A 22,346-nucleotide genomic window follows, 5' to 3' on the forward strand; every position below is an offset into this window, starting at 1 on the left:
CCGCAGGGGCCGCCGCCGTTCCTGTTGTCATCAATCGGTTCATCATGTCGAGCGGCGTCGCTTTCACGACTTGTCCTGCGCATTGTCGGCAACCAGCACCGCGCCGTTGACGAAGCTCGCGCGGTCGGACAGCGCGAAGACAATCAAATTGGCGAGTTCCTCCGGCGTGCCCCAGCGCGTGTTGCGCATGGAATTATTTTCCGACCAGCGCTTGCGTTCGGCTTCCGCCTCCTCTTCGCCCAGATTGCGCTTGGCGAGCTCGCGCTCCCATTTTGCAAAACGTTCCGGAGTATTGACGAAACCGGGAACGACGCAGTTGACGCGAATGTTGTGCGGTCCGAATTCGTTGGCGAGAATCTTGGAGAAGCGGATTTCGGCCGACTTGGCCGGACCGGTGCAGGACGACAGGAACGGCGGCATCGTCACCATGATCCCGGTTTCGCCCGACACGTTGACGATGCTGCCGCCGTTCTGCTCGATCATGATCGGGATGATGCGCTGACAGATACGGAACTGAGCGAAGAAATTGATCGCCATGCCGTATTGCAGTTCCTCGTCGGTGACTTCGAGGAACGGCTTGTAGGTGCCGGTGCCGGCATTGTTGACCAGGATGTCGATGCGGCCGAGACGGTCGCGGGCGACCTCCGGCAGCCGCTCGATCTGCTTCAGATCGGTCACATCAAGCGACAGCGTTTCGACCTTGACGCCGGTGCTCCGCTCGACGTCAGAACGAGATTCGGCCAGCGCGTCCTCGCGGCGCGCGCAGACCAGAACCTTGACACCCTCCTCCGCCAGCAAGCGTACGGTCTCGAGACCAATGCCCTTGCTGCCGCCGGTGACGATCGCAGTCTTGCCTTCAAGTCCAAGTTTCATTTGATCGCATCCCTCCGAGATCGGGTCAGGCGGTCGAGCAGCCTGCGCACAGGCATCGATCCGCCGCTACGTGCCGAAGCGAAAACCTCGGCCGCAAGGCTGGCGCCTTCGCCGGCCGGAATTCCGGTGCCGACCAGGCGGCTCTCAAAAACCTCGGTGGCACGGGCTTCGTCCTGGAACACCAGAACCTTGGGCGCCTCGCGCGCGGTCCGGCGAAGACGCGCACCATTTTCCATCTCCAGCTCGACGGTCGCGTCGAGATGGGTACCGATCGCGTCCGGCTCGACGATCGTCTTTTCGACGAGTGACATGATCTCCCGGTCCTGGCGGTGCTCGACGCCCATCTCGTAGTCGAGGCGGCCGTAGCGCAGCATGGCGGCGACCGCAAAGGCGGTGCTGGCCTGGGTCTGCACCGTCCGCGTGAACGGTCCCTTGAAGGACGTTCCCGGATATTGCGTATAGGGCTCCCAGATCGTCACGGTGATCAGCTTTACCTGCGACAGATCGATGCCGTCGCGGTGGAGCACATGCGCCGCCAGTACCGCCGACATGTTGTCGCCCAGGGTTGCGAACGGCTTTGCCATGATGCCGATCATCGTCGCGACATCGGGGCCTCGCTGCCATTGTTCTGGCGTGCGATCGAGGCCGGCAAGCGAGCGCAACAACCCCTTCGGTCCTTCCAGCGCATCAGGCGCCCCCTGGACGCCGCGCGCCGCAAGCTCCGCGGCCACCAGCCCACCCTGGGCGGCGCGCCCGTTCTGCACGCGCCATTCGTCGGAGCCGCAGCGCACCGGCTCCAGCGTACCGCCGGTCGTACAGGCCGCGATTGCAACCGCGCTGGTGGACCTCGGTGGATCCAGCCCAAGTGCGGCTGCGGCCGTCGCCGCGGCGCCGATCGTGCCGAAGGTCGGGCTGGTCCGCACGCCCCTGCGGATCAGGCCGCGGGCAACGACTTCACCCGCACCAAGCCATTTGAGCGTGGAATAGCCGACCGTGAGAGCGGTCAGTACGGTGCGCAGCGGCGCATCCAGCGTTTCGCCAAGCGACACCGCGACCGGCGCAATCAGGGATCCCGGGTGCGTCCATGAATCGTGGTCGGTATCGTCCTGAAAATGGGCGTGAACGGCAATGCCATTGGCGAGAACCGCCTCGGACAGCGCGGCATGTTTGCCGCTCGCCCAGATGCGCGCGGTACGCGGTCCAGGCAGCACCTCCGCGGCCATCGCGCGCGCAGCCGCGGCCGTCGGCTCGTGCCGCGCCGCGAGCGCGAGCCCCAACGAGTCGAGCAGGCAAATGGCTGCCTTCGTGGCGACATCCGGGGACAGTTCGCTCGCCGACGTCGTTGCGGCGAAGGTCCCGAGCAGCGCAGTGGCGTTCAGAGTAGCGGACATCATAAATACTCCTCGGCAAGCGCAACGTCGCGAATTTCGGCGACGGTGCCGCTCCGCCTGACCTCACCACCGCGCATCACGTAGCCGCGTGTGGCGAGCTTGAGCGCCGGACGCGCCATCTGCTCGGTCATGAGAATGGTCGTGCCGCGCTGTTGCATATGGAGGATCGCCTCGCTGATCTGCGCGATCCACACCGGCGCAAGTCCGAGAAACGGCTCATCCAGCAGCAGCAGCTTGGGAAACGAACTCATGGCGCGCGCCAGGGCGACGATCTGCTGTTGTCCCCCCGACAATTGTCCGGCCGGCTGGCTGGCGCGCTCCTTCAGGATCGGGAAGATGCCACAGAGCCAGGCCCAGGCTTGGCGCTGGCTAGCCCCGCCGTGCCAGCAGGCGCCACTCAGGACGTTGTCGGCGACCGACATGGTCGGGAATACGCGGCGGCCTTCGGGCGAATAACCAATTCCGGCCCGCGCGCGCCCGTCGCAGGAAACGGCACTGAGATCACGGCCCGCGAAGCGCACGCTGCCATGCGAGGCCTGGACCAGACCGATGATAGCGTTGATCAGGCTCGACTTGCCGGCGCCATTGGCGCCGATCAGCAGGACCGTCTCGCCCTCGGCGACGTCGATCGAGACCCCGCTGATTGCCGTGATGCCGCCGTAGCGGACTTCGAGGTCTTTCACCGCCAGCATCAGGCCGCCTCCTCGTCCACTGTCCCGAGATAGGCGTCGATGACATCCTTGCGTGCCAGGACGTCGGCCGGAGCGCCTTCGGCCAGGACACGGCCGGAATCGAGCACCAGTATTCTCGGACAGAGGCGGCGCACGAGATCCATGTCATGCTCGACGATCAGGACCCCGCAACCGAGCACCGTCCTCACGTGGCGCACGAAAGCATCGACCCGCAGGCGCTCCCGCCGCTCGAGACCGGCCGCCGGCTCGTCGAGCAGCAGGACTTTCGGCCGGGCGGCGCAGGCCAGAATGAGGCCGAGCATCTTCTGGAGCCCGTATGGCAGCTTGTCGCTCTGCTCGTCGAGCTGCGATTCGAGCTCGAACGCGTCGATCAGCGGCGCGACGCTCTCCCATCCGGGCCCGCTGCCGCTGAAGCGAAGGGCCCGCGAAATGTTCTCGCGGACCGACGCCGTACGAAAGGTGTTGGTCTGTTGAAAGCTGCGGATAATTCCCATTCGACTGACGGCATGCAGCGGCTTGCCGGTCATATCCTTGCCGTCGAGCCGCACCCGGCCGGTGGTCGGCGGCAGCATGCCGCAAATGACGTTGATGAGCGTGGTCTTGCCGGCGCCGTTCGGCCCGATGACGCCAAGGACGTCGCCTGGCGGGATGGCGAAGCTGATACTGTCGAAGACATGCAGCCCGCCGAAACGCTTGGAGATGGCTGCGACCTCGAGCAGCGCGCCGCCGTCGGTCCGTCCGGTCCGTTCAGTCGTCATTGCAGGGGCTCCATCGCATTGGGCACGCTCAGCGTCGGCGACGAGGCGACGGTGGAAGACCGCGACGGCGACGGCGGAGAAAACACGCGGACGCCGAGGCGATGGATCGTCCCGACGACGCCCTCGCGCGCGACCAGCACCACCACCACGATCAGGAAGCCGAACAGGAACTGGGAATACTCGCCGCGCAATGCGAAGACGTCTCCCGCCCAGATCAGCAGAGCGCCACCGACAACCGGGCCAAGCATGCTGCTCTTCCCACCGATGATCGCATAGGCAATGTAGTTGACCGATGACAGCGCGCTGAACGAGGTCGGATGAGCGGTGAGCAGCATGTTGACGAGAGCGAAGCCGGCGAGCCCGGATACACCCGCCGCGATGGCGAAGCCGAACGCCTTGTAGTGCCAGACGACAAGGCCGAGACTCTGGGCGAGCAGTTCGTTCTCCTCGATCGCCGCGAAATGCTGGCGCAGCGTGCGGGTCACCGCAGCGGTGACGATAGCGCCGGCGAGCGCCAGCCCGATCGTGACCTGCAGCACCGCGCGGTTGTCGGCGAGTTCCAGCCCGAACAGCGTCACGGCCGGCATCCCGACCAGTCCATTGGACCCGCCGGTCCATCCCGGCGTTTCAAACAGCAACAGTTGCGTGATCTCGGTGAGGACGAACGTGACCAGCACGAAATAGACGCCGGTCAGACGGAGCACCAGCGCACCGAGCGGCAGCGCAAACAGCGCCGGCACCACGAAGCTCGCAAGCCCCAGCAGCAGCACATCGGTCACGCCGTGACGAAGCCCCAGGATCGCGACGGTGTAACCGCCGATCGCCATGAAGGTCGGCACCGCGAAGGTCATCAGATTCATGCGCAGCATGATGTAGACGCTGAACGCGGCCGTAATCGCGATCAGCATCTGGTTGGCCAGCGAATAGACCATCGGGTTCTGGCTGAGCCAGGGAACTACGAAAGCGGCCGCGATAACCACGACGCTTGCTGCCTCGGCCAGGTCGCCGCGCTTGGAAAGGGTGCGGGCTGTCATGTGCTCAAGCTCCCCGAACCCGGTGGCCGAACAGACCCGATGGCTTGACGACCAGCATGACCAGGACGAGCACGAACAGCGCGAGTGCGCCCTTCGAGCCACCGAGATAGACCGCCGAGAACGCCTCCGCCATGCCGACGATGAAAGCCGCGACTGTCGCACCACCGACGCTACCGAGACCGCCGAGAATGACGATCAGGAAGGACGTCGCCAGCACGGGATCGCCGATATGCGGCGCGAGCGACAGGATCGGTGTGACCAGCGCGCCGGTGAGGCCGGCGAGCCCCGTCGCCAGGGCGAAGGCGGCCGGAAACAGAATCGCCGGACGCAGTCCCTGCGCCGTCGCCACCGCGCGGTCATCGGCCAGCGCTCGCAACGCGCGGCCGAAATCGGTGTAATAGATCAGGCCGTAGATCGACAGGATTCCGACGATGCAGACGCCCAGCACCACGAGATTCTCGATCGGCACAAAGAAGCCATGGCCGTGAATGACACCGGTCAATGGAAAGGCGAAGGCCGGAGATTGCGGTCCGAACACCACCAATATGCCGCTCGACATCATCAAATAGAGGCCGAGCGTCAGCATCAGTGTCGCCAGATGATCGTCGATCACGCGATCCAGCACGAAGCGTTCGAACAGGAATCCGAGCAGCGTGGTGCCCAGCGCCGCGCAGATCACCGCCAGCGCGTAGGGCATGCCGAGATAGGTCACCGCGGAATAGGCGAGATATCCTCCGAGAACGTAGAAGCCGCCATGCGCGAAATTGACGACTCCGAGAATGCCGAAGATCAGGGTGAAGCCGAGGGCGAGCAGCGCGTACTGCGCACCCAGGCTGATGCCGATGAGGCAGGTGGCGACAAAACCTTGCACGGAGTACCCGCTACTTGCCGCCGGCCGCTTCGACCCTGATGGTCGGTTGCAGCTTGCCTTTTTCCACGAGTCCGACGCCGAACGGGAACGACAGTTCCTGGTTGATGCCGAAGAAATCCTGCCCGATCCAGTGACCGGGACCGATATTGGGATCCTCAACCGGCAACGATCGCAGGGCCTCGGCAACCTTGGCCGTGTCCGAGATGGTACCGGCCTTGGCGATGGCTTTGGTTACCATGCGGGCGGCGGAGACCCACTGAAAGAACAGATTGTTTTCCGGCCGCTCGGCACCGAGCAGCTTCTTGTACTCGTCGGCGATCAATTGCACTTTCTCGTCAATGAGAACCGGTTCGTACCAATAGAAGTCCTTCAGCACCTCATCGCCACCGGCGACGCGGGAGATTTCGGTGTATCCCGGACCGCCGAGACGTCCGATCGGTCCCTCAAAGCCAGCCTGACGCAATTGCTTCACGATGATGCCGGCGTCGCCAGGTGGCGATGAAGCGAGATCGACGGCATCAGGCTTCGCGTTCATGATCCGGGTCACGATCGGCGCGAAATTGGTGGTGCCACGCTGATAATATTCTTCAGAAGCGGTGATGCCGGTTCTCTTGTATGCGTCGGCGTCGACGCTCGCGATATCCGTGCCGCCCTGGTCGTTCGGCGCGACCAGCACCACGCTCTTCATGCCGAACTTCTGCTTGGCGATCTTGATGATCGGCTCGGCCCAGCCCGAAGGACCCGGCCCCATGTGAAAGACCAGCGGCAACTGCGGCGATAGTGCATCCTTGGCGTAGCCGTTGCCCATCACCAGCATCGAATTGCGCTTGGCGATCGGCTTCACGCCGGTGAGCTCGGGCGAGCCGATCGGGCCGATGATGAATTTGACGCCCTGCCCTGCCAGCGTGTTGGCTGCAGCGGCAGCGCCTTCGGCCGTGTACTTGCTGTCGATGGCGACGACGTTGACCTTGCATGGCGCCCCGTCGACCTTGATCAGGCCGTCCCGGTTGGCCTCGGCAGCGACGAGTTCGACCGCGCCGCGCAGCGCGAGGCCCCATTGCGCAGCGGGACCCGACAGAACGCCGACGACGCCGAGCGTCAATTCCTGTCCCGCCGCCATCACCGAGACATTCGAACTGGCCAGCGCAGCGCCGACGGCGATGCCGGACAACAGCAGATTTCTCCGCGTAGTGCTCATCACTCCCCCCATAATTTGTTGCGGCTCATGCGCCGTCCACTTGTTGCGTGGAAACCCGAAGCGTTCCGCTCCGGGGCCGCGCGTATCGCTCGGCGCCGGGACGCTAGGCGCGCGGAGGCTGCCTTGTCAATGAAACGTTTCATGAAAAATAGGGCAGATCAGCTATGCTTGAGATGAGTCATCGTTCCGAACATGCAATAAATGCAAATAATAACAGTATCTTACGCTATCGATCGAACGATCCATCAGAACTCCCATCGACGCGCCGCTACTGACACACCCTCACAATGAAACGTTCCACTTGAATCAACCTGGCCCGGCCGTTAGCTTCCGTGACCCGTCGCGCACAGAAGACGACGGCCAAGGGGAGAAACTCGATGATGCGGGGCGCCGTGACAGCCGTGCTTGCCGTGCTTGCGATTCAGTGCAGCCAGGGAGCGCTAGCAGCCGAACCTCAGTTCAAGCTGCGGGCTTCGGTGGACACCTCGGCGACACACGGACGGACATTGTCTGCCGCCGACTACCTGAAGAAGCTGCAGGAAAAATCCGGCGGCCGGATCACGACCGAGCTGTTCCACAGCGGCCAGTTGTTTCGCGACCGCGACGTGGTGAAGGCGCTGCGTCAGGGCGCCGTCGAGATGGCGATCCCCGGCACCTGGGTGCTGACCGGCTTCGTCCCCGATGCAGACGTCTTCCAGCTGCCGGCATTTTTCGGGCAGCCCTATCCGGTGGTCTATGCTGCTGCCGACGGCAAGATCGGCGAGATCATCAACAAGCAATTCGAGAGCAAGCTCGATGTCAAATTGCTCGGCCCCTGGCTGCAGCTCGGATATCAAAACACCTACAGCACCAACAAGCCGATCCGCGACTTCGCCGATCAGGCCGGCATGAAGATCCGCAACTCCGGCGGTGCCGGACAATCGGCGCGGGCCAAGTTCTTCAATGCAACACCGAACGTCACAGCCTGGCCGGACGTTCCGCTGGCGCTGTCGCAAGGCACGTTCGACGGGCTGAGCTCGACCGATGAAAGCCTTGCCAGCGCAAAGCTCTGGGAATCCGGCGTGAAGTATGGCTTTGCGGATCGCGAATTCGTCGGGTTCTACGTGCCGATGATCAGCGAGAGCTTCTACAAGAAGCTGCCGCCGGATCTCCAGAAGCTGGTCGTCGACCTCTGGCAGGAGAACATCGAGGCCTACCGCAAGAGCATGGAAGAGGCTCAGACCGAGGCGCGCCATACGCTGGAAAAGAACGGCATCGTGTTCGTTTCGCCGTCCGAGAGCGCGCTCGCTGAGGTCCGCGCCAAGATGCTGCCTTTGCAGGACGGCATCGCGAAGGAGTTGCGGATTTCGCCCGCCTTGCTGCAGCAGGTGCAGGCGGATGTAACGACCGTCGGCCATTGATTGCCACCCATGATGAAGATCTGGAACAGGCTTGAACTCCTGTTGATAGGAGTTCTTGGTGCCGCCGCGCTGACGGTCGGGACCGCTCAGGTCATCGGCCGTTACGTGAACAAGAATTTCGCTTTCATCAATGGCGAGGAGGTAGTGGTCTATCTGACGGTCTGGGCGGTGTTTCTGGCGTCGAGCCAGTTGGTCCGGACCGATGGGCATGTCAGGCCCGACGTCGTCCTGCGACTGTTGCCGCCGCAAGGGCAAAGATGGGTCGAGGCATTCAACTGCTGTGTCGCGATCTTGTTTTGTGGCGGCCTGGCCTATTGCGGCTTCCAGGTTTCCGACGTCGCCCGCAGCCTCGACGAGCGCAGCATCACGGGCCTCGAATTCCCGATGTGGATCTACTACTCGGCCATCCTGACCGGCGCCGTGCTGATGCTGTTGCGCTACGTCATCAAGCTATATTTGCTCGTCTTCCGCTTCGATCCCGCCACCATGGTCATCGCCGTTCACGATCACTGAGCGATCGGCGGCGACGTCAGCCGTCTTGATGACCGATCTGCCATCGGCAAACTGACCGTCGTGGTCCCGCATCGGGACGCAGGTCCAGCAACAACGAGACCGACACGATGTGGACGATGCTTTTCCTGCTGATGTTCTTCGGGCTGCTCTGCGCGGGAATGCCGATCTTTCTGGTGTTGGGTCTCTGCGCGGCGGTCCTGTTCGGCTTCAGCGACCAGCCTCTGGTGGCGATCGCGCAGAAGATCGCCGATGAAATGAATTCCAGCACACTGATGGCCTTGCCGTTGTTCGTGATGGCTGCCGCATTCATGCGGCGCGGCGGCGTCGCCAAGGCACTGGTCGATGTCGCGATCGCCTGGTTCGGACGATTGCGGGGCGCGCTCGGTCTCGTGACGGTGGTGTCATGTACCCTGTTTGCCGCGATCTGCGGCTCCTCGGTCGCGACTGCGCTCGCCATGGGCACGATTCTGGTGCCGGCGATGATCGAGCGCGGCTATCCGCGTCATTTTGCGCTTGGCGTGGTCGGCGCTTCCGGCACGATCGGCATCGTGATTCCACCCAGCCTGTCGCTGATTCTTTACGGGCTGATCGCAGAGCAGTCCGTGCCGCGCCTGTTCCTGGCCGGCATCATGCCCGGGCTGCTGCAGGCAGCGATGTTCTTCGGCTGGGTGTTCTACTACTCGCACAAATACGAGCTGCCGCGCGAGCCGGCCGTGCCACGCACCGAACTGGTGCGGATGAGCCTCAATGCCCTGCCCGCGCTTTGCGTACCTTTCATCGTGATGGTCGGAATCTACGGCGGCCTGATGACGGTCACCGAAGCAGCCGCGGTCTCGGCCACGGTGGCTCTTCTCGTCAGCCTGTTCTTCTATCGCGGCTTTAAGGTCAGCCAGACGCTCGAGGTGATCGCCGAGGCAATCAAGAGCGCCGCGACGATCATGATCATCGTCGCGACCGCTTTGGCGTTCGGCCACTGGATGACGGACTCGGGCATCCCGGCCTCGCTGGTGAAGTTCACGCTCGACAACCAGCTTCATCCCTGGCAATTCCTGCTCGCGATCAACGTGCTGCTGCTCGTGCTCGGATGCTTTCTCGAGGTCGCCGCCACGCTGCTGGTGGTGATGCCGATCCTTGCGCCTGCGCTGAAACCGCTCGGAATCGATCCCGTCCATTTCGCGATCGTCTTCACCCACAACATGGAGATCGCGCTGGTTCATCCCCCGGTCGGACTGAACCTCTACGTGCTGGCCACGATTTCGACGGCGCCGGTCACCGAAGTGGTGCGCGGCGTTCTGCCGTTCCTCGGCCTGCTGCTGCTGTGCCTTGCGATCATCACCTATGTCCCACAGCTTTCGCTTTGGCTGCCCAATCTGGTCTACGGCGCGGGCTAGCAACGCGGATCGTCTCGACGGAGAGCTCGAGCATGTCATCGAAATCGATCCATTGGGCCGGCGAATTCTCCGCGCTCGCGCTCCGCTACGGCAACAGGCCGGCCGTCGTCGACGCCGCCGGCACAACGTCCTATGCGGAGTTGTTCGCCAAAGCCGCCGGCGTGGCGGATGCCCTGATGCAGGCCGGGATCGGCCCGACAGATGCCGTGGCTACATTGTTCCGCAACAGCGCCGACGCCGTTGCGGCCACTTTCGGCGTCATGCTGGCGGGCGCGGTCGAAGTCCCGATCAACCCTGCGCTGAGCAGCGACGAACGCGCTTACTGCCTCGCGGTCTCCAACGTTCGCCTCTTGATCACCGGCGCGGCCCTCGCGACCGAAAGGGCTGCCGGCGGTCCGAACAGCATCGAGGTCGAAAGCATCGAACGGACCGCGTTGGATCCGGCCGCCTTCCCGCAGGTCGACGGCGACGCGCCGGCGCGTATCGTCTTCACCTCTGGTACCACCGGTCGCCCGAAAGGCGCGGTTCACAGCCAGATCGGCCGCTGGACGGCCAACATATTGCTGCGGGCGAACCTGCCGTTCCGCCCGGGTACCGGCAGCAATGTCCTGCTGATGACACCATTCTCGCACGGCTCGTCGTTGATGACGCATGCCTATCTGTCGTCGGGTGCCGCCGTGACACTGCTCGACGGCGTCGACCCGCCGCGCGTGCTTGATATCCTCGCACGCGGCGCATGCGATGCGATGTTTGCGCCGCCGACCGTGCTGGCAAAGATCGTGGCCGCCGCGGGCACGTGCCAGTTCTCGTCGCTGCGCGCGATCTTCTGCGGCACGGCGGTGCTGAAGCCCACGCTCTATGCGCGCGTCAGGGAGATGTTCGGTCCGGTGGTGCGGGTCACCTATGGCAAGAGCGAGGTATTCAATCCGATCACGGTGCTCGAAGCCGAGGAGACCGAGTCCTGGTATGCATCCGGAGGCGAGGACGCCTGCGTGGGCTGGCCCGCTCCTGGCGTTGAGATCGTCATCCGCGGCGAGGACGGCCGGCCGGCCGCGGCGGGCGGCGATGGCGAGGTTCTGATCCGTGCACAACACCTGATGACCGGGTATCTCACCACCGAGGGTTTTAGCGCGCTCGCACCGAATGAATTCCACGAAACCGGCGATCTCGGCTATCTCGATGCATGCGGCCGGCTGCACCTCACCGGCCGTAGCGCCGACGTCATCAAGTCGGGCGGCTACAAAGTAGCGCCGGAAGAGGTCGAACGATTGCTTGCGCCGGCGCTGCAGCCATCGGAAGTCGCGGTGGTCGGCATTCCCTCGGACTATTGGGGCGAGGTCATTCTGGCGGCGGTGGAAAATCCTGCGCCAGGCTGGGAGGAGCGTATCAATCGCGTGGTGCCGACCATGACCGACTACAAGCGCCCGCGCCTGCTGATTGCCCTCGACGAATTGCCGCGCAATGGGATCGGCAAGATCCTCCGCGGCGCCATTCGCACCGACGTGCTGTCCCGGTTCCGCATCACCGAAGGGCCGCGGCCGCGGCTCGAAAAGCGCTCCTAGTTCAGCGCGAGCGACGAAGCCGAGTTCGCGTTGCAGGCGCAGAGAGTGTGGCCGCATTACGGGCACTTTACTCCGGCGGAACGCACAGCACGCCGGTTTCACGAGAACGGCGCCGTCCAGCGAACGAGAAGGCTTACGTAGCGCCCCAATCGATGACCTGTCGCCATTATGTGGCGTTTGCCCCAATAGTTGGAGTCGTCATCGCCCCCTTGGCCTTAGCTCGTGGCTCATCGGCCGAGTCTGACGCTACATCCTCTCCGGTAATTGACGCAGCCCGGTTCGGGACTCCCATCATCGGGACGCTGCCCTGCATTATCGCTGGATCAATCCGCCAGAGATATCGGGCGGGTGTTGCGTGCACGCAAAAAGACTGCGACGCGGGGCTGGTATGCGTCGGGCCTCCCACTTCGTTCCGCTGCGGGACAGAAGCCCGACAGTGAGTCTCCCGTTTGGCTCGACAAGCACTGCAGGCCCGCGCTTCGCTCTCATTCGTCTTCGGGCTCGCCCCAGTTCCATGCGAACACAACCATCTATCCACCGGCGCGTTGCGCCGGAATGTGATCTGCAATGCATAACCCGCGTCACGAAAGTTCCGAGCTCGCCTAACGCCAAGCGTTCCTTGTCCTTGCCGTGAGCGGCCCGCGTTTGGCGCCGCCTGTTGCAGCCAGGTTACAGCAATTCCGTACGTGTCTGATAGGCGATGAACTTGGGGCCGGGCTAGTACAAGAAAGTTGGAATGAAAAAGATGAAGAAAATTCTGCTTGTCACCGCCAGCATGATCGCGCTCGGCGCGGTCGCGCCCGCTTCCGCGGCTGATCTCGCGCCTCAGCCCTACACCAAGGCTCCGCCCTATGTTGCTCCGACCCCGATCTACAACTGGACCGGGTTCTACATCGGTGGTCACGTCGGTGGTGCGTTCGGTGGCAACGACAACGTCCTCGCCCCCGGCTTCGGCGGTGGCAACGACGGTGTGTTCATGGGCGGCGTGCAGGCTGGCTATGATTACCAGTTCGCGCCGAACTGGGTGATGGGTCTTGAAGCCAACTACAGTTTTCTGGATACCAGTTCGAGCTTCGCTAATCGCGGCCTCGGTTCGGTAACCGGCCGCCTCGGCTACACCTGGGGTCCGGCGCTGCTTTACGTCAAGGGCGGCTATGCCTGGGCTGACACGCGCTTCTCAAACGGCTTCGGCGGCGACGGCGGCCGTGACGGCTACACCGTCGGTGCCGGTCTCGAATACATGTTTACCCAGAACTGGTCGGGCAAGCTCGAATACCAGTACTATGACTTCGGCACCGTCAACGTGTCCGATTCTCTCGGCTTTATCGGCAGCTTCCGCAACGACCAGCACACCATCAAGGCGGGCTTGAACTACAGGTTCAACCTGGGCGGCCCGGCCGTCGCTAGGTACTGATCGCTCGCTTAACTCCAAGCGACATGAAAGCTCCGGGCCCAAACAAAGGCCCGGAGCTTTTTCGTCGGAGCGGTGGTTCCTCCCGGATTGGAAGCCTCTTGTGCGGTCGACTGACGCAACACCGTGAGGGCCAATACGAGGCGACCGCGCACTAATCCGAGCATCCTCAAGGTCCGAGTGAGCCGCAATCGTTGACACCGACTTCCTTGGTCGGGTCGGCGGCCTCAGTTTTCGATCCCGCTGACCGAAAGCATTGTGGAGCTTGCCGCGCGACGGACCAATCAGTGACGACATGACGCACGACGATCAATGCGTCATGGAACTGACCTCCAAGGGACGATGGCAGCTAACGCTCATCGGGTTGATGGAGCGCGAACAGGAGGCCCGTTGCGACCGGTTCGGCCGAGCTGGTATTTGGACAGGCCGGTCGGATTTGCCGCATGGGCGCCGCGCGCTGCGAAGCTTCAGCGCCGATGCCTGATCTGCACGGCCTTCAGATAGTCGGCAACCTGCTCAGCCCAATCGGCGGGTGGCGCCACGCCTGTAACTTGCGGGCTGCGACCGCAGCCAACGCAGATCGGGTGAGTGTCCTGATCGCTCTCGAAGCTATAGGCATCCGCGCCGTCGGTAATCACGCACGGCGTCATGTCGGAGCGCTTGCAGTCGCAGCGTTTCATCATGGCCTCCGTTCCCCGGCGAGTGCTAGCCGACACACTTTGCGAGTCCAGTGCTGGATCATGAGTCGCCCACCACCGCCGAGGAAAATGCAAAGTGTAACGCATTCGATGGAACAGCAACACGCGCGGGTGTTTTGGTTGTTGATTGATTATGATGCAATCGTGACTACGGAACCGGTGCTCTTGGCACGGACTGCACATCCCATCACGAGGCGGTTGTGATCTCATGGTGTGCATCGGATCGACCGAGCACGCGCATCGGCTCGGCCAATCCGAAATACTGGCAAAGACGGCTCCGGCGCGGCCCTCAGACAGCACGTCGGGGCCGTCGCTTGCGTCAGCGGAGCTTGCGAGATGGGTCGGCAGCCATCAAGTGCCGTTGTCGGATATGCACGCGCGCGTGTTGACGCGGCGTTGCGGCGCTCAATAGCCTTGCCGGTTGGGGTGGCTTGATGCGCGGTGATGGCGATGTCGAGAATAGAAGTGAGCGCGGAAGAGAAGGAATTGATTCTAATGCTGCGCGAATGGAAACGCGACGTGCGCGGATTTGGGTCGTCCGAGGTTTTGATTTCGCGCCAGCATGGACGCGGATGGGAAATCAGGCTTGCGCTTAACACGGATCAAGTGTCGTCCATCGGACTGAGCTTCGGCTTGGCCTGGAATGCACTCGCGGCAACACAGTTGGGTGCCGCACGATAGGACGGGCAGCGGAACTGGTTGTGTTGGCACAAAGTGCACTTCTATCCAAAGCCGAGTGTGATCTGATCATCGCTCGGATCAGCCGAGCCCCACAGCGCATCAAACTCGGATAGTCCGAAGCACTGGCGAAGACGGCTTCGACGTTGAAGCCCCTCAGACTCACGTCGGAGCCGTCGAAAAAGGGTGACGCCAATGAAAACTCGAACAGGCACCGAATGGGCCATCATCGCCGCTGAATGCTGGCTCGCATTGGTCGCGGTGGCGATCTTGCTGATCGCGCTACACCCGGAAGTTGGCTGATTGCGACACGCGCGGCTGTTGGGATCTAACGGACGATTTTGGTTAGGGTGGTACTCCAAGCGCATGGCGCGGGCCGAGATTCGTCGTCGCCTTCAGGACGACCGCCGCAGACGAGCGAGCGGAGCATCGCCGCCCCCGTTTGGCGAGCGCCTTGATCGCGTCTACCGCCCGGGAACCCGGGAGATGGACCACGCGGCCGGCGATACCTAAAACAGCGTCTCGAACATGCTTCAACGAGCAACTGTAGACGGAGATTCAGGAGTTGCGCTCTTGGGCGCGTCGTTCGACTGTTCGGCGGCAACGACGGAACGAATCTCGTCGATTCGTCGACACGCGCGGATCGCACACTCTCTCAACTCATCGATCGATTGCGTTTCTGCCCGTGTCTTTTCGATCGCTTCGATTTGCGAATTGAGGGCTGCAAGTTCTGCCTGGAGCAGCTCGAGTAGCGATTGGTTGGAACCAACCGCCCTTTCCACTCTTTTTGCCCGCATTGTCATCCCCAAATACGGTTGTACGTTCGTGACAACGATTCGTGGCGTCATTATGAATCCGAATGCCCCCAGCTTGGACCGGAGCTTCGCGTCACCGCAAAAACATTGCCAACGGCGCCCGACCACGCTGCCGAACTGATCGCTCATTGCAAGACGCGCAATTTCGTTCGGGACCTCGAGCGCGACTCATCGGCGATGGTCGAACCTCGAACGAGAACGCTCCTGATCGTGTTCTCGTATTTATCGTGACTGCAAATGCACGGCCTTTGCCAAGGCTCGCGCTGCCTCTTCCGGAGACACCTTGTCCGTATCACCGTCGACCAAGAGGTTAGCGGCGCGCATAGCCTCAACGGGAACCGAGCCGACAAGCGGAACAAGTGCTCGCTTCAACCGCGCATCGGCGGCGCGCTTCGGCGAGATGAGGATCAGCGCATCATAGGAAGGTATCGCATGCTTCGGGTCAGCCAGCACGAGAAGATCAAGCGCCGCGATACGCCCGTCGCTCGAGAACGCGGAGATGACATCGGCCTCGCCGGCCTCGAGAGCATGATACATGATCGTCGGATTGAACGAGCGTCGCGTTCTGAACGACAAACCATAGGCATCCCTGAGCGCGCGCCATTCCGGTCGCCCCAGGAACTCAAGGTCATCGCCGATGGTGAGTTGAGGTGCAACACGAGCAAGATCGGCAATCGACGTGACGTTTAGTGCCTGCGCTCTCTCCCGTTTCATCGCGAGAACGTAGGCGTTTTCGAAACCAAGCGCGCCAAGTACCGTGACTCCCTGCTCTGCTTTCATCCAGCGGACGATCTCCGCCTGCATCTCCTCGCGCCGTGGCATGTCGGTGCGACCGATGACGTTGCGCCAGAGCGTGCCGGAGTAATCGACGTAAGCATCAATGTCATTGTGAGCCAGCGCGCGAAAGGCGATAGCCGAACCGAGCCCATCCTTGCGCGTTACGCCGACTCCTTCGGCCTTCAGCCGGTCACCCATCAGGTCCGCCAGAATGAACTGTTCGGAGAAGCTCTTCGCGCCGATGACATAGGTTTCTGCTTCGCTCGAGAGCAGCGGCGCGAAACCGGCGAGCGTGCCGAGAGCAAGCCCGGCGATGCCGAACACCACACGCTTCCTGCTGCGTTCAGACGCCCCTGTCTCCACGAGACCGAGACAGAGGTCGGTGATCAGAGCAAGCCCGGCCGCGGCGATGCAGCCGAACAGCACGGAAACCCAGTTCTCGGTTTGCAACCCCGTAAAGATGTAATTACCAAGGCTGGGTTTGGCCGACGGGCGTGGAAAGCGTGGCTGCTCCAATCGTCCATACAGCTGCAGTCCGCACCCCGGCCATGATGACAGGCGTGGCGAGCGGCGCCTTGACGCGTGTCAGAATCTGCTGAGGCGTCATACCAACGCCTTCTGCCGCTTCGACGATAGCAGGACTGACGCCATTCAAGCCAACCACACTGTTGCGCAAAATCGGAAGCATCGCATAGAGCGTCAATGCAATCAGCGTCGGCAGGAATCCCAGCGCTGGGATGCCGAAGCCGAAGAGCCGTGCCGTCAATGTCGAGAGCGCAAGGAGCAACGGATAGAACAGTGCGAGCAACGCAAGTCCCGGTATGGTCTGGATCAAGCTCGCGATGGCAAGCACCAGCCTGCGTAGCCATGGTCGTTCCGCAGCGAGGGCAGCCAGCGGCAGGCTGACGAGTAGTCCAAGCGCCAGCGCCGTGGCGCAAAGTACAATATGCGGTGTGAGATAGGTGGGAAGCAGGCGCCAAGCGTCGAACAAGGCGTCTAATCGGGCACTGGAAAGCAGCTCAGCGCCGGCATCAGGCACGGGCAGGTCCGTTCTGGGTCGCAAACGCGGCGATGCGTTCCGCTTGACGTCGCGGCACTTCCATCAAGGCGGTCACGTCCGGATCGTCAGAACCAGAGCCCATCATCAAAGTGTGCGGCGTGTCGTCCGCGAGCACGCGGCCGTTCTTCATGACGACGATTCGATCAGCCATCAGCGCAGCTTCCTGGATGTCATGGGTAACCATCAGGGTCGTCATGCCGAACCGGTCGTGCAGCTCGCGGTAGGAAGAACCCAGGCTGTCGCGGGTGACAGGATCGAGTGCACCCAGCGGCTCATCCATCAGAACAATGCGCGGTCGGGCGGCGATTGCACGCGCGACGCCGACCCGTTGGCGCTGACCTCCGGACAGCATGTGCGGAAAGCGGCTGGCGTAATCCTGCGGCAAGTCCACCATATCCAGCATCTCGGCCACCCGCGCTTCGATCTCGTTCGCCTGCCAGCCACGCAACTTGAGTGTTACGGCAATGTTGTCGGCAACTCGCATATGCGGAAACAAACCGATCCCCTGAAAGACGTAGCCGATGCTCCGCCGCAGCATCGGCGGTTCGGCTTCGCTTACAGGGACTCCGTCGATCCTGACTTCTCCAACGTCAGGATCGACCAGTCGATTGATGGTCTTCAGTAGCGTGGTCTTGCCGGATCCCGAGCCGCCCACGAGCGCGACCAGTGAACCCTGCTGTACGTCGAGCGATACGTTGGAAACAGCAACACTCCGCCCCCCATCGTAGGATTTTGATACGGCATCGATCTCGATATACGGCGCGGAATTAGACGGATTCGAAATCGGCGAAGCTGTCATGAACAGGGCCTCCCTGTAGACTGCAGAACTGGCAGAAAGTAGCCAAGCAGGAGTCAGGGCATGATCCACTTGGGTGCACGGGTTCCTGGGTCACACCCACGCCCATCTTCGGAAAGCGAGCCCGTCACGGCTCCAGCGCGACCTGCGGGCCGTCGTCACCCTCAACATGGACATAACGAGGTCCGATCGGACGCCCCCTACCGCTGGCAACAGTGACAATGTCTTCCAGGGGAGCGGCGCGCGCATCCGCCTCAGGCCGGGACAACATCAGATCGGCGTGAAACAGCCCTTCCGACTCAAGACCGGTGGCATCGATGCCAAGAGCCGCGAGGCTGGCCAAGCAACTTTCAAACTCTTCAGCATCGCGAAAACGACGCTGGATAAAAGTCGCGCCGGCAAGACGCTGCGTCACAAGGCCACGCTTCGCAAACGTCGCGGCTAGAGAATCGAACGGGAACATTCGTAGCACGAACGAAATGATCCATGGACGCTTCTCCGTCGCATCGAGAATCTTGCTGAACGTCTTCTCGGTGACGTAGCCGATGCACCCCGTCGACATGATGACATCCGCGGATCGGATAAGGTGCGCGCTGTCCGTCGAGAGCGCCTCCGTTTCAAGATCTGCGACAATGCCCTGCTCAAGCAGACCAACACCCGTTGCATACCTTATCGCCGGCGCCGATACATCGAGACCGATAAATCGCGCGAGACCGACATCCGGCCAGGCCGCATAAAAATTGCGATCGAGACGCACCAATGTCTCAGAACCGATCGCCCTCATTTCGCGTCGGGCGTAGCGATGGCGCAAGCCCCCGAAAGTCAGTGGAAACCGATGCACCGCTGCGTTGATTCCGTATGAACAGCCAACATCAAGCACGGTCGGCTTGACGCCGGTTTCCGAAACCTTCGCTGCCAGAATTTGGCGCACAACCGGCTCAGCCACGTCCGGGATCATGTAATCCAAATCTCCCAGGACAGAGAAATACGCCCTGGGATCATCCAGGGCATAAATTTCATCGAAGACGGCCTTGGACTGATTGATGCGCGAAAAATGTGTTTGCAACCCGGTCTCCTATTTCAACTTACAAGCCACTCGACGGCTGCTGCGTTCAAGTGCTTGATACCTTATTGTAGAGATTGACCGACGCATAAACCCATTGCGCTTTTTCAACCTCGCTTCGTGGAACTGCGCTGCGCCCCGATGTGCCCGCGCGTGTAACGCGGCCTCTTTTTCGAAACCATCGCTGGTTGGGGCGGCTTGATGTGCGGTCAGGATGATGCCGAACACGCCGGTCGCTCCGGCAGAGAAAGAAATCAATTCTAATGCTGCACGAATGAAAGCGTGCGGGCAGCCGGCCTCGATAGTCGACAATGCTGGTCAGGCACGGACGCGACAGTTGGGATATCACGCTCGCGTTGCGTGACCGGTGGCGCCAGTCGCCGCGCCGGAGAACATCTCGCAGAAGCATGGAATGCACTCGCACCAGCACAGTTGCCGACAACAGGTTGAGACCGCGCCAATAGGAAGGCCGCTCAGATGGGAATGATTGGCCCGCGTAGTTGGCCGATGGATCGAACTCGGCCTACGGATAAGGCGCGCTGGAGCAGTTCCTCGGCAACGGCAACTCACGCACGTGGTTTGGGGGCCATGTTAGAAAATGCGCCAAGTCGCCACGCCGAGGATGAACCAAGCTTGAAGCTGATTTGGTGGAACAGCAACTCGCGCATGCGCACAGGGCTATTGACGGTTTGCATCGCTCGCGAGGCCGATGTTCGGAACTTTGTCGGTTCCGCTCCAACGATGAGAGCCTGACAGCACTGAACGGACCGGGCTCCTCGCAGGGTATCGTCAGCGAGATTGAGCGTTTCCAAGCGTCTCGAACACTGTCTGCTGCCACCAATCACCTTCGATTTGATCGAGTACGGCGAGATCGAGCATCGGCCGCAAGGCGCTGTCTTTGGGCAGTACGATCGCATAGCTCTCGCTGCTGAAGCTGGTATCGACGACGCGAGCCGAGGCCGAGAAGTCGCTGCGAACCATCCAGGTCAGCAACGGCTTGTCATGAACAAAGGCATCGATTGTCCCGCGCCCCAGCGCGGAGAGGCCGCCTTGGATGTCCGGAAACGTTCGAAACGAAAGCCGCTGACGAGCGAGGTAGTCGGCAGTCGCGGAGTTCGCGACCGCGCCGACGCGCACGGAACGCAGGTCGTTGAAGCCGTGAACGGCGCCCTCGAGCCCTCTGCGCGTCAGGGTGGAGGTGATACCGGCGGTGAACACCGCAATCGCGATCACGGAAGCGATCATCCATCCCATTGCGACGATCCTGCCGGGGAGGGTTGTCGGAGCATTCTGAGCGGCCCCCGCTTGCGTCATGGCGATGGTCGACCACCAGAAGCTGGAGCCGAGTCCCTTGGCGCCGCCACCGAAGTGCTCGGTTTTGCGCCGTTCCAGCATCCAGATAAGGAATCCGACCGCCATTGCGAAACCAAGCAGCACCGCGACGGCCTGGAAGAATCCGAAAGAGAGAAGCGCCCGTCCGATCGCGACCCAGGGGTTCTCGTTGACCGGCACCGCAACGCCGAGCCCGGTGTTGTAAAACGGCTGTGTAAAATCGACCTTGCGCGCACGCTCGGCAGTCACTGTGACCGCCGCGACGCCAACGTCGAATCTGCCGTTTGCGACGCCGTCCAGCAAATCCGGCACGCCCTGGGTTTCGACCAGGCGAAAACGTAGGTGTGCCTGATCGGCGATCCTTTTCCAGAGCGCGATGCTCATACCGCTCCAGCTCCCATCCGGCTGCTTGATGGCAAATGGAGGGGCCTGCTTGGTCGCCACGACTAGTTCCCTGTCAGGGGCCGTGGCAGCTTGTGCGTGAAGGGCGCCGGAGCCGAACGCGGCCACCGCCAGCGTCAAGATGCATAACCAGACCGGTCGAATCGACGTCCGCTTGCGTTGCGAGATTGGATCTCCCCGCCTGGCGCTGTGGGCAGCCATCTCACGCGAGACCCCTCCCAAGTCGCGGTCGTGCAGAGCTAACGGGAAAGCCTCGAATGAACTCATTGCTCACCTCGATGCATACCGGGATTGCCGACCAGAGCACCGCTACTCTCTTGGCAGCACTTCGTCACACACCTGTCCGTCAAAACAATGGCGAAGGAGTCTTCGGCCATGTCCGGAGGGCCAACTGACCTCAGGTTGGATTCCACAACGCAGACGCTCGATCGTCGACGTTGCGGGTGACGGCCGAAGCTGCGTTCTCAGCATGGTCGGTTGACCGGTTGGTCCGTCAGCTCGCGGCGCTATCCTTCAACTGCAACTGCACGGCAAGATGCTCTGTCCACCAGAATGCAGGTGCAGCTCGTTTCATCGACAAGAACACGATCGAGACGAGCGCCGGACTGCGGATCTCCGCCGACAAGATCATCATTTGCACCGGCGGAGAGAGCCGGCTACCGCTTATCCCCCGGCTTCGAGCTGACAAGCACCCACGGCGATGCATGGGCCCTGACTTCGGTCCCGCCATCCACGATCGTCGTCGGGCAGGTGCGACGGGTGTTCAGGTTGCCTCGATCTTCAATGCATTCGGCTCACGCGTTCAGCTGTTCGAAGCCGGTCCGCGCATTCTGGCCACGGAAGACGCTGACATTCAGCTGCCGGCCGCGATCGCCCTGCGGCAATCGGGAATAGCGGTGCACGAGAGTTTCGGCACCATCGAGGCGTTCGCGAAGACACCCGCTGGCGTGCGCATGGTCTTTACGAAGAATGGAGCCCGGTTGGATGCTGAAGCCTCGCTTGCGGTTGTGGCGGTGGGTTGGGTCGCAGATACGAAGCGGCTGAACGTCGCGGCTGAGCCTACCCCACCTACGGAGGGATCTTGACCCGGGCTGCGGTGATGGCGGCAGGACAGATCGGCTTGAGCATAGGCTCGCAAGCGCACCGGTTCGAGAATGTATCGCCTGCGACCCAGTCGGGAGAGGTTGGGGACCTTCCCGGTCGCCCGTCGCAAGGGAGATTTCCGCAAATTTCGGCAAGTATCGCGACGTTCGAACGGCCCACGGAGACGGGCTAGCAGTCCCGACCAGTAAGCCGATCCTGGTCAACCCACAGCACTGAAAACCATCCAATCCCTGCAGTCGGGCAGCCCCCGCGACAGGCAGAATGGCTAGTCCGTTTTGTTCAATATCCCTTTCAGCGACGAACACGGCAGCCACCACAACGAAAACGCTGGGCAATGGCGGCATTATTCGCGGGGTTATCCAGTCCATGCCATTGAATTTGCTTGAGATATCCCTCCTGCCGGGATCGCCACGTCATTTTCCGCTCCAGTGTTTTCAATAGGTTGAGCCTCAATTTGGAAGTTGAGCTTGTTCAGAAGGCGCAGCCTCATGAAGACTGGAACGAAAGCAAAGCGTCGAAAGCTAAGA

Annotated in this window: 19 protein-coding genes and 1 pseudogene; 7 read left to right on the top strand and 13 right to left on the bottom strand. The window is 62.1% G+C overall.

The genetic code is table 11. From position 1 onward, the window contains the following. Nucleotides 1-63: 63 nt before the first annotated feature. The 7 genes from ACVWY5_RS31340 to ACVWY5_RS31370 are packed head-to-tail and all read right to left on the bottom strand — an operon-like array spanning nucleotide 64 to nucleotide 6,817. Nucleotides 64-873, bottom strand: coding sequence for an SDR family NAD(P)-dependent oxidoreductase (locus tag ACVWY5_RS31340; protein ID WP_028333419.1), 810 nt, complete (start codon nucleotides 871-873; stop codon nucleotides 64-66). Further along, nucleotides 870-2,267, bottom strand: a complete 1,398-nt coding sequence (locus ACVWY5_RS31345; RefSeq protein ID WP_321176698.1) for an MmgE/PrpD family protein — start codon at nucleotides 2,265-2,267, stop codon at nucleotides 870-872. The genes ACVWY5_RS31340 and ACVWY5_RS31345 overlap by 4 nt, the downstream gene beginning before the upstream one ends. After that, on the bottom strand, nucleotides 2,264-2,956 hold the full coding sequence (locus tag ACVWY5_RS31350; protein WP_028333421.1) for an ABC transporter ATP-binding protein: 693 nt from the start codon (nucleotides 2,954-2,956) through the stop codon (nucleotides 2,264-2,266). Before ACVWY5_RS31350 ends, ACVWY5_RS31345 begins: the two co-directional genes overlap by 4 nt. Then, entirely contained in the window at nucleotides 2,956-3,714 is a 759-nt protein-coding gene (locus tag ACVWY5_RS31355) for an ABC transporter ATP-binding protein (RefSeq protein WP_028333422.1), read from the bottom strand. The genes ACVWY5_RS31350 and ACVWY5_RS31355 overlap by 1 nt, the downstream gene beginning before the upstream one ends. Next, entirely contained in the window at nucleotides 3,711-4,748 is a 1,038-nt protein-coding gene (locus tag ACVWY5_RS31360) for a branched-chain amino acid ABC transporter permease (RefSeq protein ID WP_028333423.1), read from the bottom strand. The genes ACVWY5_RS31355 and ACVWY5_RS31360 overlap by 4 nt, the downstream gene beginning before the upstream one ends. A gap of 4 nt (nucleotides 4,749-4,752) precedes the next feature. Further along, nucleotides 4,753-5,619, bottom strand: a complete 867-nt coding sequence (locus ACVWY5_RS31365) for a branched-chain amino acid ABC transporter permease (protein ID WP_028333424.1) — start codon at nucleotides 5,617-5,619, stop codon at nucleotides 4,753-4,755. A 10-nt stretch (nucleotides 5,620-5,629) separates the two neighbouring features. Beyond that, nucleotides 5,630-6,817: an ABC transporter substrate-binding protein gene (locus tag ACVWY5_RS31370; protein ID WP_152977919.1), complete on the bottom strand. Its 1,188-nt coding sequence runs from the start codon at nucleotides 6,815-6,817 to the stop codon at nucleotides 5,630-5,632. Nucleotides 6,818-7,194: 377 nt separating this feature from the next. Between ACVWY5_RS31370 and dctP the strand changes: the two genes are divergently transcribed. The 5 genes from dctP (at nucleotide 7,195) to ACVWY5_RS31395 (ending at nucleotide 13,097) form a co-directional block, all read left to right on the top strand. After that, nucleotides 7,195-8,217: a TRAP transporter substrate-binding protein DctP gene (gene dctP, locus ACVWY5_RS31375; RefSeq protein WP_028333426.1), complete on the top strand. Its 1,023-nt coding sequence runs from the start codon at nucleotides 7,195-7,197 to the stop codon at nucleotides 8,215-8,217. Between the two features lie 9 nt (nucleotides 8,218-8,226). Beyond that, on the top strand, nucleotides 8,227-8,730 hold the full coding sequence (locus ACVWY5_RS31380) for a TRAP transporter small permease (RefSeq protein ID WP_028333427.1): 504 nt from the start codon (nucleotides 8,227-8,229) through the stop codon (nucleotides 8,728-8,730). Between the two features lie 107 nt (nucleotides 8,731-8,837). Further along, nucleotides 8,838-10,121, top strand: coding sequence for a TRAP transporter large permease (locus ACVWY5_RS31385; RefSeq protein WP_028333428.1), 1,284 nt, complete (start codon nucleotides 8,838-8,840; stop codon nucleotides 10,119-10,121). Between the two features lie 32 nt (nucleotides 10,122-10,153). Beyond that, entirely contained in the window at nucleotides 10,154-11,683 is a 1,530-nt protein-coding gene (locus tag ACVWY5_RS31390) for a class I adenylate-forming enzyme family protein (protein WP_063616544.1), read from the top strand. Nucleotides 11,684-12,428: 745 nt separating this feature from the next. Beyond that, complete coding sequence (locus ACVWY5_RS31395; RefSeq protein ID WP_028333430.1) at nucleotides 12,429-13,097, top strand: outer membrane protein; 669 nt, start codon at nucleotides 12,429-12,431, stop codon at nucleotides 13,095-13,097. 464 nt (nucleotides 13,098-13,561) lie between these two features. Here the strand turns inward: ACVWY5_RS31395 and ACVWY5_RS31400 are convergent, their stop codons facing one another. Continuing rightward, nucleotides 13,562-13,777, bottom strand: a complete 216-nt coding sequence (locus tag ACVWY5_RS31400; RefSeq protein ID WP_028333432.1) for a hypothetical protein — start codon at nucleotides 13,775-13,777, stop codon at nucleotides 13,562-13,564. A 459-nt stretch (nucleotides 13,778-14,236) separates the two neighbouring features. Between ACVWY5_RS31400 and ACVWY5_RS31405 the strand changes: the two genes are divergently transcribed. Next, entirely contained in the window at nucleotides 14,237-14,473 is a 237-nt protein-coding gene (locus ACVWY5_RS31405; protein ID WP_028352098.1) for a hypothetical protein, read from the top strand. A 530-nt stretch (nucleotides 14,474-15,003) separates the two neighbouring features. Here ACVWY5_RS31405 and ACVWY5_RS31410 read toward each other — a convergent pair. The 5 genes and pseudogenes from ACVWY5_RS31410 to ACVWY5_RS31430 form a co-directional block, all read right to left on the bottom strand. Then, nucleotides 15,004-15,414, bottom strand: coding sequence for a hypothetical protein (locus tag ACVWY5_RS31410; RefSeq protein WP_028333433.1), 411 nt, complete (start codon nucleotides 15,412-15,414; stop codon nucleotides 15,004-15,006). Between the two features lie 93 nt (nucleotides 15,415-15,507). Beyond that, nucleotides 15,508-17,053 (bottom strand): annotated as a pseudogene (locus tag ACVWY5_RS31415) (ABC transporter permease/substrate-binding protein). Between the two features lie 40 nt (nucleotides 17,054-17,093). Then, entirely contained in the window at nucleotides 17,094-17,921 is an 828-nt protein-coding gene (locus ACVWY5_RS31420; protein WP_038377338.1) for an ATP-binding cassette domain-containing protein, read from the bottom strand. 124 nt (nucleotides 17,922-18,045) lie between these two features. Further along, nucleotides 18,046-18,984 carry a hypothetical protein gene (locus ACVWY5_RS31425; protein ID WP_028333436.1) on the bottom strand — a complete coding sequence of 313 codons (939 nt, stop codon included), beginning with the start codon at nucleotides 18,982-18,984 and terminating at the stop codon, nucleotides 18,046-18,048. A gap of 786 nt (nucleotides 18,985-19,770) precedes the next feature. Continuing rightward, nucleotides 19,771-20,757, bottom strand: coding sequence for a transporter substrate-binding domain-containing protein (locus ACVWY5_RS31430; RefSeq protein ID WP_244482627.1), 987 nt, complete (start codon nucleotides 20,755-20,757; stop codon nucleotides 19,771-19,773). 401 nt (nucleotides 20,758-21,158) lie between these two features. Here ACVWY5_RS31430 and ACVWY5_RS31435 point away from each other — a divergent pair, with 401 nt between their 5' ends. After that, nucleotides 21,159-21,800, top strand: coding sequence for an FAD-dependent oxidoreductase (locus ACVWY5_RS31435; RefSeq protein WP_028352096.1), 642 nt, complete (start codon nucleotides 21,159-21,161; stop codon nucleotides 21,798-21,800). The last annotated feature ends 546 nt before the right edge of the window (nucleotides 21,801-22,346 follow it).

Source organism: Bradyrhizobium sp. USDA 3256 (assembly GCF_054058275.1).

Bases quoted from the DNA above. Each gene is read 5' to 3' on its own strand.
- ACVWY5_RS31340 (WP_028333419.1), bottom strand. From the start codon at position 873: ATGAAACTTGGACTTGAAGGCAAGACTGCGATCGTCACCGGCGGCAGC.
- ACVWY5_RS31345 (WP_321176698.1), bottom strand. From the start codon at position 2,267: ATGATGTCCGCTACTCTGAACGCCACTGCGCTGCTCGGGACCTTCGCC.
- ACVWY5_RS31350 (WP_028333421.1), bottom strand. From the start codon at position 2,956: ATGCTGGCGGTGAAAGACCTCGAAGTCCGCTACGGCGGCATCACGGCA.
- ACVWY5_RS31355 (WP_028333422.1), bottom strand. From the start codon at position 3,714: ATGACGACTGAACGGACCGGACGGACCGACGGCGGCGCGCTGCTCGAG.
- ACVWY5_RS31360 (WP_028333423.1), bottom strand. From the start codon at position 4,748: ATGACAGCCCGCACCCTTTCCAAGCGCGGCGACCTGGCCGAGGCAGCA.
- ACVWY5_RS31370 (WP_152977919.1), bottom strand. From the start codon at position 6,817: ATGAGCACTACGCGGAGAAATCTGCTGTTGTCCGGCATCGCCGTCGGC.
- dctP (WP_028333426.1), top strand. From the start codon at position 7,195: ATGATGCGGGGCGCCGTGACAGCCGTGCTTGCCGTGCTTGCGATTCAG.
- ACVWY5_RS31380 (WP_028333427.1), top strand. From the start codon at position 8,227: ATGATGAAGATCTGGAACAGGCTTGAACTCCTGTTGATAGGAGTTCTT.
- ACVWY5_RS31385 (WP_028333428.1), top strand. From the start codon at position 8,838: ATGTGGACGATGCTTTTCCTGCTGATGTTCTTCGGGCTGCTCTGCGCG.
- ACVWY5_RS31390 (WP_063616544.1), top strand. From the start codon at position 10,154: ATGTCATCGAAATCGATCCATTGGGCCGGCGAATTCTCCGCGCTCGCG.
- ACVWY5_RS31395 (WP_028333430.1), top strand. From the start codon at position 12,429: ATGAAGAAAATTCTGCTTGTCACCGCCAGCATGATCGCGCTCGGCGCG.
- ACVWY5_RS31400 (WP_028333432.1), bottom strand. From the start codon at position 13,777: ATGATGAAACGCTGCGACTGCAAGCGCTCCGACATGACGCCGTGCGTG.
- ACVWY5_RS31405 (WP_028352098.1), top strand. From the start codon at position 14,237: ATGGCGATGTCGAGAATAGAAGTGAGCGCGGAAGAGAAGGAATTGATT.
- ACVWY5_RS31410 (WP_028333433.1), bottom strand. From the start codon at position 15,414: ATGAGCGATCAGTTCGGCAGCGTGGTCGGGCGCCGTTGGCAATGTTTT.
- ACVWY5_RS31420 (WP_038377338.1), bottom strand. From the start codon at position 17,921: ATGACAGCTTCGCCGATTTCGAATCCGTCTAATTCCGCGCCGTATATC.